This window comes from Aquabacterium sp. A08, from assembly GCF_011742065.1.
In genome coordinates, this window is record NZ_JAAQQT010000656.1 from 15,526 (window position 1) to 29,754 (window position 14,229).

Consider the following 14,229-nt stretch of genomic DNA (forward strand, 5'->3'; position numbering starts at 1 on the left):
GTTGGTCTTATTGCCTCAACCCGACTTCACTCCGCACCTATGAATCCGATCACCGGCAGCATCGTGGCCCTGGTCACCCCCATGCACGAAGATGGCAGCGTGGACTACCCCACCTTGCGCAAGCTGATCGACTGGCACATCGCCGAGGGCACCGACTGCATCGGCGTCGTCGGCACCACCGGCGAGTCGCCCACGGTGAGCGTGGAGGAGCATTGCGAGATCATCCGCGTGGCCGTCGAGCAGGCCGCCGGCCGCAAGCCCATCATGGCCGGCTGCGGCGCCAATTCCACCGCCGAGGCCATCGAACTGGCCCGCTTCGCCAAAAAGGTGGGCGCCGACTGCCAACTGCAGGTGGTGCCTTACTACAACAAGCCCACGCAAGAGGGCCAGTACCAGCATTTCAAGGCCATCGCCGAAGCCACCGGCGACCTGCCCGTGGTGCTGTACAACGTGCCCGGCCGCACCGTGGCCGACATGGCCCACGACACCGTGCTGCGCCTGGCCCAGGTGCCCGGCATCGTCGGCATCAAGGAAGCCACCGGCAACATCGAACGTGCGCAGTGGCTGATCCGCGAAACGCCCGAGCACTTTGCCGTGTATTCCGGCGACGACCCGACCGCCGTGGCCCTGATGCTGTGCGGCGGCCAGGGCAACGTGAGCGTGACCGCCAACGTCGCCCCCCGGCTGATGCACGAGCTGTGCGTGGCCGCCATGGCCGGCGACGTAAAAACCGCCATGGCCATCCAGATGCGGCTGATGCCGGTGCACAAGCACCTCTTCGTCGAAGCCAACCCCATCCCGGTCAAATGGGCGCTGGCCCGCATGGGCCGCTGCGGCCATGCCCTGCGCCTGCCCATGACCCGCCTGACCGCCGGTAACGAAGCCCTTGTGGAACAGGCCCTGCAAGCCGCTGGCCTGCTCTGAGCCGCCACCGCCCTCCCCATCCACCCCCGACACACGGCCCCATGAACACACCCTCCCACACCGACAGCCGCCAACGCCTGCTCCGCTGGACCACCGTGGCCGTGGCCGCCGGCCTGGCCAGCGCCTGCTCGGTGCTGCAAGAAGACAAGATCGACTACAAGAGCGCCAAACAGGTCAGCACCCTGGAGGTGCCGCCCGACCTGAGCCAGCTGACGCGCGAGTCGCGCTACGCGGTGCCGGGCAACGTGGTCACCGCCAGTGGCTACCAAGTGGCCCAACCCAGCCAGCGCGTGCCCACGGCCGCCGCCACGTTGGGCGATGTGCGCATCGAACGCGCCGGCAGCCAGCGCTGGCTGGTTGTGGACCGCCCGGCCGACCAGCTCTGGGGGCCGGTGCGCGACTTCTGGCAGGAAAACGGTTTCCTGCTGGCGCTGGACCAGGAAAACCTGGGCCTGATGGAAACCGACTGGGCCGAAAACCGCGCCAAGCTGCCGCAAGACATCATCCGTTCCACCCTGGGCAAGGTGTTTGACAGCCTGTATTCCACCGGCGAACGCGACAAGTTCCGCACCCGCCTGGAGCGCAACAGCGCGGGCGGCACCGAAATCTTCATCAGCCACCGCGGCATGGTCGAGGTCTACAGCAACGAGCGCAAGGACTCCACCGTGTGGCAGCCGCGCCCGGCCGACGTGGAGCTCGAAGCCGAATTCCTGCGCCGCATGATGGTCAAGCTGGGTGTGACCCAGGAACAGTCTCAGGCGCTGCTGGCCGCGGGCGCGGTGCAGCCCTCGTCGCGCGTGACCACCCTGAACAACCAGCCGGTGGTGCAGATCGAGGAAGGCTTCGACCGCGCCTGGCGCCGCGTCGGCCTGGCGCTGGACCGCACCGGCTTCACCGTGGAAGACCGCGACCGCTCGCAAGGCGTGTACTTCGTGCGTTACGTGGCCCCCGACGAAACCCAGACCACCAAGGAGCCGGGCTTCTTCGGCCGCCTGTTCACCAGCACCCCCAAGAAGGAAGCCACCCCGGCGCGCTACCGCATCGCGGTGCGCAGCAGCGACGCCCAAAGCACGGTGTCGGTGCTGGATGCCGGCGGTCAGCCCGACCGCTCGGCCACCGCGCAGCGCATCGTGCAGCTCATCGCCGACGACCTGAAATAAGCCGACACCCTCGGACACCAAAATGCCGGGCGCTGCCCGGCATTTTTTTGGGCGCTTGACGCCCACCCGGTGGCCCGGGTCGGCGTCGCGCCGCGTCAGGCGGCCACCGCCTCTGCCACCGGCGCCGGGGTGCGGATCAGGTAATCGAAGGCGCTCAGCGCGGCCTTGGCACCCTCGCCCGCGGCGATCACGATCTGCTTGTACGGCACCGTGGTGCAGTCGCCCGCGGCAAACACACCCGGCACGTTGGTGTGGCCCTTGGCGTCCACCACGATCTCGCCAAACCGGCTCAGCTCGACCGTGCCCTTGAGCCACTCGGTGTTGGGCACCAGACCGATCTGCACGAAGATGCCTTCCAGCGCCACGTGGTGCTCGACACCGCTGACGCGGTCTTTGTAGCGGATGCCGTTGACCTTGCCGCCGTCGCCGGTGATTTCGGTGGTTTGCGCGTTGGTGACGATGGTCACGTTGGGCAGGCTCTTGAGCTTGCTCACCAGCACCGCGTCGGCCTTGAGCTGGTCGGCGAACTCGATCAGCGTCACATGGGCCACGATGCCGGCCAAGTCGATGGCCGCTTCCACGCCGGAGTTGCCCCCGCCGATCACCGCCGTGCGCTTGCCCTTGAACAACGGGCCGTCGCAGTGCGGGCAATAGGCCACGCCTTTGTTCTTGTATTCCTGCTCGCCGGGCACGTTCACGTTGCGCCAGCGCGCGCCGGTGGACAGCACCACGCTGCGCGACTTGAGCACGCCGCCATTGGCCAGGTGCACCTCGATCAGGCCCCCCTCTTGCGCGGCCGGCACGATCTTGGCCGCCTGCTGCAGGTTCATGATGTCCACCTCGTAGTGGCGGACCTGGGCTTCCAGCGCCGCGGCGAACTTGGGGCCATCCGTCTCCAGCACCGAAATGTAGTTCTCAATGGCCATGGTGTCGTTGGTCTGGCCGCCGAAGCGCTCGGCCACCACCCCGGTGCGGATGCCCTTGCGCGCCGCGTACACCGCCGCCGCCGCACCGGCCGGGCCACCGCCCACCATCAGCACGTCGAAGGCGTCTTTGGCGCTCAGCTTGGCGGCCTCTTTCTCGGCCGATGTCGTGTCCAGCTTGGCCACGATTTCTTCGATCAGCATGCGGCCCGAGCCGAACACCTGGCCGTTCAGGTAGACCATGGGCACGGCCATCACCTCGCGCTCGGTCACTTCTTGCTGGTAGAGCGCGCCGTCGATCACCACCGTCTTCACCTTGGGGTTCAGCACCGCCATCAGGCTCAGCGCCTGCACCACGTCCGGGCAGTTGTGGCAGCTCAAGGACATGTAGACCTCGAACCGGTAGTCGCCGTCCAGGCCCTTGATCTGCTCGATCACCTCGGGCGCCACCTTGGGCGGATGGCCACCGGTCCAGAGCAGCGCCAGCACCAGCGAGGTGAACTCGTGGCCCAGCGGAATGGCGGCGAAACGCAGGCTCATGTCGGTACCGGTGCGCTGCAGGCTGAACGAGGGCTTGCGCGCGTCGTTGCCGTCGGTGCGCACGGTGATCTGGTCGGACAGGCCAGCGATGGTCTCCAGCAGCGCCTTCATTTCCTGGGCGCTCGCCGAGTCGTCCAGGGAAGCGACCAGCTCGAACGGCTGGGTCACGCGTTGCAGGTAGGCTTGCAATTGGGCTTTGAGGGTGTCGTCGAGCATGGGGCTTCCTTGTGGCTGAAAAATGGCGGCGCAGGCTGCACCGGCGTCTGGATCAAATTTTAGTTTGAAACTATTGACTTAAGAATATATTATTTAAAAGCTATAAATAGGTAAAAACCATGAGCTGCACCGCAGCAGAAAAAAAGGGTGCCACCGACGGCAGCACCCTTGTGACTCTGGCGGGCCGTTGCAAGAACGGCGCGGGATCAGATCTTGCCGACCAGGTCCAGCGAGGGAGCGATGGTCTTGGCGCCTTCGTTCCACTTGGCCGGGCAGACCTGGCCCGGGTTGGCGGCGGTGTACTGAGCGGCCTTCAGCTTGCGCAGGGTTTCTTTCACATCGCGGGCGATTTCATTGCTGTGCACTTCAGCGGTCTTGATCACGCCGTCCGGGTTGATCACGAAGGTGCCGCGCAGGGCCAGGCCTTCTTCGGGGATGTGCACGCCGAAGGCGTTGGTCAGGGCGTGGGTCGGGTCACCCACCAGCGGGAACTGGGCCTTGCCCACGGCGGGGGAGGTTTCGTGCCACACCTTGTGGCTGAAGTGGGTGTCGGTGGTCACGATGTAGACCTCGGCACCGATCTTCTGGAACTCAGCGTAGTTGTCGGCGGCGTCTTCCACTTCGGTCGGGCAGTTGAAAGTGAAGGCGGCCGGCATGAAAATCAGCACAGACCACTTGCCCTTCAGGCTTTGCTCGGTGACTTCGATGAACTTGCCGTTGTGGAAAGCTTGGGTTTTGAACGGCTGAACGGCGGTGTTGATCAGGGACATGGAGATTCCTTAGGTTGAAAGAGGGGATGCGACGATCCGTGAAAACCCTTGAATGATAGCTCAAAGCAATCGGTTTTTATTATTAATAGTTTCAATCCACCCCATAGCTTTTGCCGTCACCGCGGGCCATGAGGGGCGGGTCTGTTGGGTCGCACCCTATTCTCGCACTACACTGGGTGCTCGACTGTCCACTTACCAGGAGCTCCCATGAAAGGCGACGCCCAAGTCATCTTCCACCTGCAAGCGCAGCTCAAGAACGAACTGACCGCCATCAACCAGTACTTTGTGCACTACCGCATGCTCAAGCACTGGGGACTGGACAAGCTGGCCAAGAAGGAATACGAGGAGTCCATCGGCGAGATGAAGCACGCCGACTGGCTGATGGACCGCATCTTCATGCTCGACGGCCTGCCCAACCTGCAGGACCTGGGCAAGCTCCACATCGGCGAGGATGTGCCCGAGATGCTGACGGCCGACCTGGCGCTGGAACGCGGGGCGCAGGCCACCATCAAGGAAGGCGTGGCCCACTGCGAAGCCGCGCGCGATTACGTGTCGCGCGACCTGCTGCTCAAAATCCTGGACGACACCGAGGAGCACATCGATTTCCTGGAAACCCAGTTGGAGCTGATCGAGAAGGTCGGCCTGCAGAACTACCAGCAAAGCATCATGGGCGAAATCGAGTGAACCGTGCGGCCTGATCCACTCAGGGCGCTGCGGCGCCCTTTTTTGTGCCTGGCACAGGTTTGCGCTTGTGTAACTTAATGCGAAGCATTATCATTCGCACACCAACACGGAGTGCCCGAATGATCGTCTGCGTCTGCCACCGCGTGAGTGACAAAACCATTGCCCGCTGCGCCCAGCAGGGGGCAGGGTTTGACGAACTCCAGCTCGAACACGGTGTGGCCACCCAGTGCGGCAAGTGCGAACCCTCGGCCCGACAGATCTGGGCCGAGTGCCAGCCCAGCGGTCGCCTGGCGCACCTGATGCGGGCCACGGCCCCCAGCCACACCCGCGGCTGAACCCCGGCCACCCCGCACCGACCCTGGGTCGGTTTTTTTGCGCCCAAATACATTATGCGAACGCGAACGATTTGCATTTGATATACAATCCCCACACCAGCCAGCCAGCACACGCCCGCCGTGGTCAGCCAGCCAACAACCCGCTCCCGCTGCTTTCCATGACACACATGCCCCACACGCCGGGTCTGGCCCCGCAATCCGCCGCACCCAGCCCGTCTACCGCCAAAGCCGCCCTGCTCCCCTTGGGCGCCATGTTGCTGGCCGGCTCGCTCAACGCACTGGCCCAAACCGCCCCCACGGCCGAAGCCACCCTGTCCACCGTGACGGTGAAAGAGCAGGCCGAGCCCGAGGAGGTGAAAGCCAAAAACACCCTGCGCGCCACCGAGTCCACCATCGGCAAAGGCAAACAGGCCCTGCGCGACATCCCGCAAACCGTCACGGTGATGACCGAGCGGCTGTTGGACGACCGCAACCTGGACGATTTCCGCGAAGTGCTCAAGACCACCGCGGGCGTCACGTTCATGGCTGGGGAAACCGGTGAAGAGGACATTCGGCTGCGCGGGTTCTCGCTGGGCCAGGCGGGTGACATTTACGTCGATGGCCTGCGCGACGCCCCCTTGATCGAGCGCGACACCTTCAACCAGGACCGCATCGAAATCCTGAAAGGCTCGGCCTCCATGCTGTTCGGCAAAGGCTCGACCGGGGGGGTGGTGAACCAGGTCAGCAAGCAGCCCTTCCTGATGGACCAGCACGAAATCGACGTGACCCTCGGCTCGGGCCGGGAAGTGCGCGTGACAGGCGACTTCAACCTCCAGACCGGTCCGGACGCGGCCCTGCGCATCAACGCACTGGCCCACGACGCCGACCACCACGGCGCCACGGTCCACAAACAAGGGATTGCGCCCACCTACCGCTGGGGCATCGGCCTGCGAGACGAATTTTCGGTTGGCCTGTACCACCTGGATACCGACGGCACCCCGCTCTACAACCACCCGTGGTACACCAGCGACGGCGTCATCATTCCCACCCTGCCGGCGAAGAACTACTACGGCCTGGCCAGTGACTACCTGAAAACCCAGAGCACTTACGCCACGCTTGGCCACATCCACCGCTTTGGCGCCGACACCCAGTTGAAAACCACCCTGCGCCATGGCAGTTACGAACGAGACCTGGTGGCCAGTGTGGTGCGGTTTGGCCAGACCAACGGAGCCGCCACCAACCTGTCCAACCCCTACAACAGCAGCACCCCCATCACGCGAACCCCCAAAGGGCGGATTGGCTTCAGCGACTTCACCCAACTCCAAAGCGACCTCAGCACCCGGTTCGAGGCCGCCGGGATCAAGCACGAGCTGATCGCCGGCGTCGACCTGAGCCTCGAAGACGCCCAACGCAACAACAGCTATGCCGAAGCGGCCAGTGGCCTGACCACCACCGTGGGCACGCCCAACGACGGCGCCGTCAACCCCAATGGGCGCCCCCCCCTGGTGCTCAACACCTTCAAGACCCAGAACCTGGGCGTCTATGCGCAGGACACGATGGCGCTCAACGAGCGGGTCAAGCTCATCGCCGGCTTGCGGCTGGACCACTTCAAGAGCGCGTACCGCGCCCCGGCCAACGGCAGCAACCCCGAAGGGCGCTTCGAAATCAGCGACACCCTGCTCAGCCCGCGTTTCGGTGTGCTCTACCAGCCCAACGAGCGCCAGTCCTACTATGCCTCGGTGGGCACGTCGTACAACACCTCGGGCGATACCTACCAATTTGCCCTGGGCGCCTTCGTGCCCAACGCCACCACCGGCGCCATTTCCACCAACCAGCGCATCGCCAATACCCCGCCAGAGAAAAGCCGCAACTTCGAAATCGGGGGAAAGTTCGAGGTGTTTGATCAGAAAGCCACGCTGGGTGTGGCCCTGTTCCATTCGGAAAAGTACAACGAACGCAACACCGACGAGCCGACGGCAGACTCTTACCTCCTGTCGGGCAAGCGCCACGCCACCGGCATGGAATTCAACTTTGCCGGCCGCCTGACACCAAAGTGGGAACTGTTTTACAACCACACCTGGATTCCGACCGCGAAGATCGACAACGGCACCACCACTGGCAACGCCCAGCGCGAAGGGGACCGCCCGGCACTCACCCCCAAGCACAGCGCCAGCCTGTGGACCACCTACCGGGTGGCGCCCCTGTGGCGCCTGGGTCTGGGCCTGAACCACCGCGGCAAACAAAGCCCCGAAGGCAACCGCACGCTGGTGGCCCAGGCCTTCACCACGGTGGACGCGATGGCCGAATACACCGTCAACGAACACACCAGCGTCAAGCTCAACGTCACCAACCTGACCGACAAGCTCTACGCCGATTCGCTGTACCGCGGCTTCTACGCCCCCGGCGCGGCGCGGGCGGTGCAGGTGTCGCTGAAACACCTGTTCTGACCATGCTGCTGCACCTGCCCCAGATCCTGAACGCCGAGGAGGTGCGCGGCCTGCGCGAGCGCCTGGCCGATGCCGCCCTGTGGATCGATGGCCGCAGCAGCGCCGGCGGGCAGGCGGCGGCGGTCAAGCGCAACGAACAGTTGGCGCAAGACCACCTCCTCGCGCCGCAGTTGCAGGCCCAGGTGCTGGCGGCGGTGCAGCGCAGCCCCCTGTTCTTTTCGGCGGCGCTGCCGCGCCGCTGCTACCACCCGCTGTTCAACCGCTACCGGCCCGAACACCCGGCCTACGGCGCGCACATCGACGGCGCCGTGCTGCATTCCCGCCGCACCCAGGAATGGGTGCGCACCGACCTGTCCTGCACCCTGTTTCTGTCCAACCCGGACGAATACGACGGCGGCGAGCTCACCGTGCACGACACCTACGGCGTGCAACGCGTCAAGCTGGCCGCCGGCGACGCGGTGCTCTACCCCGGCACCAGCCTGCACGAAGTCACGCCCGTGACCCGGGGCACCCGCCTGGCCTCGTTCTTCTGGGTGGAGAGCATGGTGCGCAGCGACGCACAGCGCCGCCTCCTGTTTGAACTGGACATGAACCTGCTGAAGCTGCGCGAACGCCACGGCGAAACCGCCGAAACCACGGCACTCACCGGCGTGTACCACAACCTGTTGCGCCAATGGGCCAGCACCTGATGGGCGCCACCCCACCCGCCCCAGCCACCGCTCCGGTGAACCTGGCCGACCACGAAGCCCTGGCCCGCCAGCGCGTGCCCGACGCGGTCTGGGCCTACTGGGCCGGTGGCGCGGCCGACGAACACACCTTGCGTGCCAACGGGGCGGCTTGGTCGTCCTGGTCCCTGCGTCCCCGGGTGTTGCGCCCGCTGCAGGGGCTGGACACCGCCACCCAGGTGCTGGGGCAGCCCTGCCCGACACCGCTGCTGGTGGCCCCCATGGCACGCCAGGTCCTGGCCCACCCGGACGCCGAGCGCGCCACCGCGCTGGCCGCGTCGGCGCTGGGCGTGGGTCTGGTGTTGAGCATGCAGAGCCACACCGCCCTGGAAGACGTGGCCCCACTGGTGGGCCCCGGCACCGGGGCCGGGCCGCTGTGGTTCCAGTTGTACCACCTGGGCGACCGCGGCCACACCCTGGCCCTGGCGCAGCGCGCCCACGCCGCCGGCTACCAGGCGCTGGTGCTGACGGTGGACGCCCCCCTGCAGGGGGTGCGCGACCGCGAACGCCGCGCCGGCCTGCCCGGTGCCGACACCGCCCCCCTGCCACACTGGCCAACCCCGCACCCGCCCGGCGACCCCGCCCAACTGCTGCAACAAGCCCCCACCTGGGACGACGTGCGCTGGCTGCGGGCGCACGCGCCCCTGCCGCTGCTGCTCAAGGGCGTGACCCACCCGGACGACGCCCGGCTGGCCCTGTCGCTGGGGGTGGCCGGCTTGATCGTCTCCAACCACGGCGGCCGGGTCCTGGACACCGTCCTACCCACCGCCGAGCTGCTGCCCGCCATGGCCGACGCGGTACAAGGCGGCTGCGCCCTTCTGGTGGACGGCGGCATCCGCCGCGGCACCGACGTGTTCAAGGCCCTGGCCCTGGGCGCCGACGCCGTGCTGGTGGGCCGCCCGGTGCTGTGGGGCCTGGCCAACGGGGGCGCGCGCGGCGTGGCCCATGTGCTGCGCTTGCTGCGGGACGAGTTCTGGGCCACCATGGCCCTGTGCGGCGTGACCCGGGTGGCCGATATCGGGCCCGAATATCTGCACCACATAAAAAACACGAATCGTTCTCGTTTAGAATAAATACCTTACTGGTTATGATGTTCATGTTGATCGAACTGCTCAGCGCTTTGCTGTTGGTGGCCGTGGCCGGATGGTGGGTGCTGAAACCGTGAACGCGCTGTCCCTCACGCCCCCACCGCCCATGCCTGCCCGCCAACTCGTGGTCCTCGCCGCCGTGGTCGCCGCCCACGCCGGCGGCCTGTGGCTGCTGCAGCGCGGCCTGGTCCAGCGACCCAGCGAGGCGGTGGTGCCGGCCGAAATTCTTGTGGAGTGGGTCGCCAGCGCGGCGCCCGCGGCTGCGCCCACCCCGCGGCCCCAGGCACCCGCGCCACGCCCGCCCGTGCCGCCCACCCCAGCACCGACGCCTCGCCCCGCTCCGCCGGCCCGACCGGCCGCCGCGCCGTCGCCGGTGGTCGCCCCGGTGAGCGACACGCCGTCGCCGCCAACGGCCCTGGCCGAAGCCCCTGCGCCCGCAGCGGTCCCGGCCGCACCCGCGCCGTCCGCCCCCCCTGCAGCAACGGCTGCGGGGCCGGCCACGCCGGCGGCACCGCGCATCGAACTGCCTTCGGCCAATGCCGACTACCTGAACAACCCGCGCCCCGCCTACCCCCCACTGAGCAAACGCCTGGGCGAGCAAGGCAAGGTGGTGCTGCGGGTGTTCATCGAGGTGGACGGCCGCGCCAGCCAGGCCGAAATCCGCACGTCCAGCGGCTACGACCGCCTGGACCAGACCGCCTTGCAAACCGTGCTGCGCTGGCGCTATGTGCCCGGCAAGCGCAACGGCGTGGCCGAGGCGATGTGGTTCAACGTCCCGATCAATTTTGTTTTGGAGTAAACACCGATGGAAACGCAATTTGGCTTGAGCCACGTCTGGTCGCAGGGCGACTGGGTGATCCGCACCGTGGCCCTGATCCTGCTGGCCATGTCGGTCGCGAGTTGGGTCGTGATCGCGCTCAAGGCGCTGAACCTGCGCCGCCACCGCGCCCAGGCGCGCGCCGTGGACAACTTCTGGCACAGCAAGGACTTTGCCGAGGGATTGAACAAGCTCGGCCCCGAGGGCGACAACCCCTTCTACCTGCTGGCCCTGCAGGGGCGCGAGGCCACCAGCCACATCCTGCACCTCGACGGCGAGCCGCCGCGCCAGTTGCACGACAGCCTGGACGTGAGCGAGTGGGTAACGCGCTCGCTGCGCAACGCGCTGGACGACTTCACCACCCGGCTGCAATCCGGTCTGGCCATCCTGGCCTCGGTCGGCTCCACCGCGCCCTTCGTGGGCCTGTTCGGCACGGTCTGGGGCATTTACCACGCGCTGCTGGGCATTGGCGCGGCCGGCTCGGCCACCATCGACAAGGTGGCCGGCCCCATCGGCGAGGCGCTCATCATGACGGCGCTGGGCCTGGTGGTGGCCATTCCGGCGGTGCTGGGCTACAACGCCCTGGTGCGCGGCAACAAGGGCCTGCTGCACAAGCTCAACCGCTTCGCCCACGACCTGCACGCCTACTTCGTCACCGGCGCCCGGGTGGGCGCGGGCACCCCGGCCGACGCCAAAGTGCGGCCGATCAAACAAGGCTAAGGGGCACGGTCATGGCATTTTCCCACCCCGAGGCGGACGACGGCGAGGTGCTGAGCGAGATCAACATGATCCCGCTGATCGACGTGATGCTGGTGCTGCTGATCGTCTTCATCATCACCGTGCCGGTGATGAAGCATTCGGTGAATGTGGACCTGCCGCAGGCATCCACCCAGGTCAACCCCGACAAGCCCGAGACCGTGCGCCTGAGCGTGGACGCCCAGGGCCAGTTCCACTGGAACGAGGCCCCGGTGAGCGACGAGGAACTGGACGCGCGCCTGGCCCAGGCCGCGGCGCAGACGCCGCAGCCCGATCTGCACATCCGCGGCGACAAAGCGGTGCGCTACGAGCGCGTGGCCCAGGCCATGGCCAGCGCCCAGCGCGCCGGGGTGCGCAAGCTGGCGTTCGTGACCGAACCATGAGCCGCATCGACAAACCTGCCGGCACCACGCCAGGGGACGGTGCTGGCGGGGTCGGCCCAACGCACAACGGGGCGCCGGAGACCGCCCCCCACCACAGCGGCCAGGCGCCGGTGGTGGACAGCGCCAGCCTGTTGCAAGGCCAGCGGGAACTGTTCATTCAGCACCAGGGGCAGCGCTACCGGTTGCAGGCCACGCGGCAGGGCAAGCTGATCCTGACCAAGTGAGCGGGGCACAGCGGCCCCCGCCTTCAGAGGCCCAGGGCTGCGATGCCGGCCTTGGCGATCTGTGCGTCCTCGTTGGACTTGACACCGCTGACGCCGACCGCCCCAATGCACTGCCCGTCCTTGACGATGGGCACCCCGCCTTCGAGCATGCCGGCGATGGTCGGGGCGCTCAGGAACGAGGTGCGGCCCTGGTTGATCACGTCCTCGTAAATTTTGCTCTCGCGGCGCCCCAGGGCGGCGGTGTGGGCCTTGGCCGGGGCGATGTGGGCCGACACCGGCGCGGCGCCGTCCAGGCGTTGCAGCCACAGCAAATGCCCACCGTCGTCCACGACGGCAATGGTGACGGCCCAGTTGTTTTTCAGGGCCTCGGCCTCGGCCGCGGCGGCCAGGGCTTTGACGTCGGACATTTCGAGCGTGGCTTTCGATTTCATGAACTTTTCCTTGCCGCGTGGGCTCCATTGCAGTGAAGACCACAGCTTAAACCCTGAGCCAGGCTTCTAGAATGATCTTTTTTTCACGAGGAGTTGCAGACATGACCGACCAGACCCACAGCCCCGGCCGCTTCGGCACCGCGGTGTCCAGCCCGGCCCGCAACCGGGTGCTGCGCAACACCTACTGGCTGCTGGCCCTGAGCATGCTGCCCACGGTGCTGGGCGCCTGGATCGGGGTGGCCACCGGCATCACCGCCTCGCTCACCGGCGGGCTGGGCCTGATCGTGTTCCTGGGGGGCGCCTTCGGCTTCATGTTCGCCATCGAGAAAACCAAGAATTCCGCCGCCGGCGTGCCGGTGCTGCTGGCCTTCACCTTCTTCATGGGCCTGATGCTGTCGCGCATGCTGGCCATGGTGCTGGGCTTCCAGAACGGGGCCGACCTGATCATGACCGCCTTTGGCGGCACCGCCGGCGTGTTCCTGGTCATGGCCAACCTGTCCGCCGTCGTCAAGCGCGACCTGGAAGGCCTGAGCAAGTGGCTGTTCATGGGTGCGGTGGTGCTGCTGATCGGCGGCATCGTCAACGTGTTCGTCGGCAGCCCGATCGGCATGGCGGTGTTGAGCGTGATGGCCATCGGCATCTTCAGCGCCTTCCTGCTGGTGGACCTCAAACGCATCGTGGACGGCGGCGAAACCAACTACATCAGTGCCACCCTGGGCCTGTACCTGAGCCTGTTCAACATCTTCCAGAGCCTGCTGGCTCTGCTGGGCCTGTTCGGCGGCGAACGGGATTGACCCCAACCCACCACCACCGGGGGCCGCAAGGCCCCTTTTTCATGGCCACCGCGGTCAAGTTGCGGACGAACTGGCCGAAAATCTGTCTATGCCGCGTTCACACACCTTTGCCCGCCTCTTGCGTCCCGCCGGGGTGCTGCTCGCCGCCGCCTGGCTGCTGACCGGCTGCGATGCCCTGGGCGTGGAAACCCCCGGCAAGGTGGCCCAGAAGAAGGAAGCCGAGGGCCGGGCCATCGGCGGCGCCTGCCGCCACGCGGTGCGCAGCCTGGAGGATTGCTACGGCGCCAACCCCAGGGCCTCGAAGGCCGCAATTTTCGAGGGCTGGCGCGAGATGGATGGGTACATGCGGGAAAACGACATCGCCGGCATGCCATCGGCCGCAGCCCTCCCCCGTGCGCCGGCAGAAGAGGTGGTGCTGCCCGCCAGCAGCACCAGCGCGACCCCGGCAGCCGCCCCGGCCCCCAGCGGGGCCATTGAACTGCCGGCCCTGCCCGGCCGCCCCAGCATCGCACCGGGGCGCTGACGCCGAACTTCAGTCGCCCGCGCGCTCGAACACCGCGATCGACTCGACGTGCGCGGTGTGCGGGAACATGTTGACCACGCCCGCGGCGGTGCAGCGGTAACCCGCCTGGTGCACCAGCAGGCCGGCGTCGCGCGCCAGGGTGGCCGGGTTGCAACTGACGTAGACGATGCGCTGCGGCGGCGTCCAGGCCGCCTGCTCGGGCGTGAGCAGGGCAGCGCCCTCGGCGCCGATGCGCGACTGGTGCAGATCGGCCAACGCCTTGGACAAGGCAAACGCCCCTTCGCGCGGCGGATCGACCAGCCATTTGTCGGCGCAGCCGTCGGCCACCAGCATGTCGGGCGTCATCTCGAACAGGTTGCGCGCGACGAAGCTCGTCGGCGCCAGGCCCCTGCGTTGCGCCCGGTTGCGCTCCAGGTTCTGGCGCGAACGCGCGACCAGCGCCTCGCTGCCTTCGATGCCCAGCACCTCGCGCGCCTGCGTCGCCAGCGGCAGCGTGAAGTTGCCCAGGCC

16 protein-coding genes and 1 pseudogene are annotated in these 14,229 nt (G+C 66.9%); 13 read left to right on the top strand and 4 right to left on the bottom strand.

Annotation, left to right across the window (positions count from 1 at the left end; all coding sequences use genetic code 11):
* Positions 1-39: 39 nt before the first annotated feature.
* The gene (dapA, locus tag HA630_RS15220; RefSeq protein WP_166835765.1) at positions 40-924 is read left to right on the top strand and encodes a 4-hydroxy-tetrahydrodipicolinate synthase; all 885 of its coding nucleotides are present in this window, start codon (positions 40-42) and stop codon (positions 922-924) included.
* Positions 925-965: 41 nt separating this feature from the next.
* The gene (gene bamC, locus HA630_RS15225) at positions 966-2,084 is read left to right on the top strand and encodes an outer membrane protein assembly factor BamC (RefSeq protein ID WP_166835766.1); all 1,119 of its coding nucleotides are present in this window, start codon (positions 966-968) and stop codon (positions 2,082-2,084) included.
* A 95-nt stretch (positions 2,085-2,179) separates the two neighbouring features.
* Here the strand turns inward: bamC and ahpF are convergent, their stop codons facing one another.
* Both ahpF and ahpC read right to left on the bottom strand, forming a co-directional pair.
* Complete coding sequence (gene ahpF, locus HA630_RS15230; RefSeq protein WP_166835768.1) at positions 2,180-3,763, bottom strand: alkyl hydroperoxide reductase subunit F; 1,584 nt, start codon at positions 3,761-3,763, stop codon at positions 2,180-2,182.
* A gap of 206 nt (positions 3,764-3,969) precedes the next feature.
* Entirely contained in the window at positions 3,970-4,533 is a 564-nt protein-coding gene (ahpC, locus tag HA630_RS15235) for an alkyl hydroperoxide reductase subunit C (RefSeq protein ID WP_166835769.1), read from the bottom strand.
* 207 nt (positions 4,534-4,740) lie between these two features.
* Between ahpC and bfr the strand changes: the two genes are divergently transcribed.
* The 9 genes from bfr to hemP all read left to right on the top strand — a co-directional run bounded on the left by bfr (position 4,741) and on the right by hemP (position 11,971).
* Positions 4,741-5,217: a bacterioferritin gene (gene bfr / locus HA630_RS15240; protein WP_166835771.1), complete on the top strand. Its 477-nt coding sequence runs from the start codon at positions 4,741-4,743 to the stop codon at positions 5,215-5,217.
* A gap of 119 nt (positions 5,218-5,336) precedes the next feature.
* Positions 5,337-5,552 (top strand): bacterioferritin-associated ferredoxin, encoded by a 216-nt coding sequence (locus tag HA630_RS15245; RefSeq protein ID WP_166835772.1) that lies wholly within the window; start codon positions 5,337-5,339, stop codon positions 5,550-5,552.
* A 167-nt stretch (positions 5,553-5,719) separates the two neighbouring features.
* Positions 5,720-7,978 carry a TonB-dependent siderophore receptor gene (locus tag HA630_RS15250; protein ID WP_243855479.1) on the top strand — a complete coding sequence of 753 codons (2,259 nt, stop codon included), beginning with the start codon at positions 5,720-5,722 and terminating at the stop codon, positions 7,976-7,978.
* Between the two features lie 2 nt (positions 7,979-7,980).
* Positions 7,981-8,667 carry a Fe2+-dependent dioxygenase gene (locus tag HA630_RS15255; RefSeq protein ID WP_166835775.1) on the top strand — a complete coding sequence of 229 codons (687 nt, stop codon included), beginning with the start codon at positions 7,981-7,983 and terminating at the stop codon, positions 8,665-8,667.
* Positions 8,667-9,776, top strand: coding sequence for an alpha-hydroxy acid oxidase (locus tag HA630_RS15260; RefSeq protein ID WP_166835792.1), 1,110 nt, complete (start codon positions 8,667-8,669; stop codon positions 9,774-9,776). The genes HA630_RS15255 and HA630_RS15260 overlap by 1 nt, the downstream gene beginning before the upstream one ends.
* 70 nt (positions 9,777-9,846) lie before the next feature.
* Positions 9,847-10,590 (top strand): energy transducer TonB, encoded by a 744-nt coding sequence (locus HA630_RS15265; protein WP_371809263.1) that lies wholly within the window; start codon positions 9,847-9,849, stop codon positions 10,588-10,590.
* 6 nt (positions 10,591-10,596) lie between these two features.
* Positions 10,597-11,328, top strand: a complete 732-nt coding sequence (locus HA630_RS15270; RefSeq protein WP_166835779.1) for a MotA/TolQ/ExbB proton channel family protein — start codon at positions 10,597-10,599, stop codon at positions 11,326-11,328.
* Positions 11,329-11,339: 11 nt separating this feature from the next.
* The gene (locus HA630_RS15275; RefSeq protein ID WP_166835781.1) at positions 11,340-11,747 is read left to right on the top strand and encodes a biopolymer transporter ExbD; all 408 of its coding nucleotides are present in this window, start codon (positions 11,340-11,342) and stop codon (positions 11,745-11,747) included.
* Positions 11,744-11,971 (top strand): hemin uptake protein HemP, encoded by a 228-nt coding sequence (gene hemP, locus HA630_RS15280; RefSeq protein ID WP_166835783.1) that lies wholly within the window; start codon positions 11,744-11,746, stop codon positions 11,969-11,971. The genes HA630_RS15275 and hemP overlap by 4 nt, the downstream gene beginning before the upstream one ends.
* 23 nt (positions 11,972-11,994) lie before the next feature.
* Here hemP and HA630_RS15285 read toward each other — a convergent pair whose 3' ends face one another.
* Positions 11,995-12,402 carry a heme-binding protein gene (locus HA630_RS15285; RefSeq protein ID WP_166835784.1) on the bottom strand — a complete coding sequence of 136 codons (408 nt, stop codon included), beginning with the start codon at positions 12,400-12,402 and terminating at the stop codon, positions 11,995-11,997.
* Between the two features lie 101 nt (positions 12,403-12,503).
* Between HA630_RS15285 and HA630_RS15290 the strand changes: the two genes are divergently transcribed.
* A complete protein-coding gene (locus HA630_RS15290) occupies positions 12,504-13,196 on the top strand; it encodes a Bax inhibitor-1 family protein (protein WP_166835786.1) in 693 nt (230 codons plus the stop codon).
* A gap of 88 nt (positions 13,197-13,284) precedes the next feature.
* The gene (locus HA630_RS15295; RefSeq protein ID WP_166835788.1) at positions 13,285-13,719 is read left to right on the top strand and encodes a hypothetical protein; all 435 of its coding nucleotides are present in this window, start codon (positions 13,285-13,287) and stop codon (positions 13,717-13,719) included.
* 9 nt (positions 13,720-13,728) lie between these two features.
* Here the strand turns inward: HA630_RS15295 and HA630_RS15300 are convergent.
* Positions 13,729-14,229: pseudogene (locus tag HA630_RS15300) on the bottom strand (23S rRNA (uracil(1939)-C(5))-methyltransferase); the annotation flags it as partial.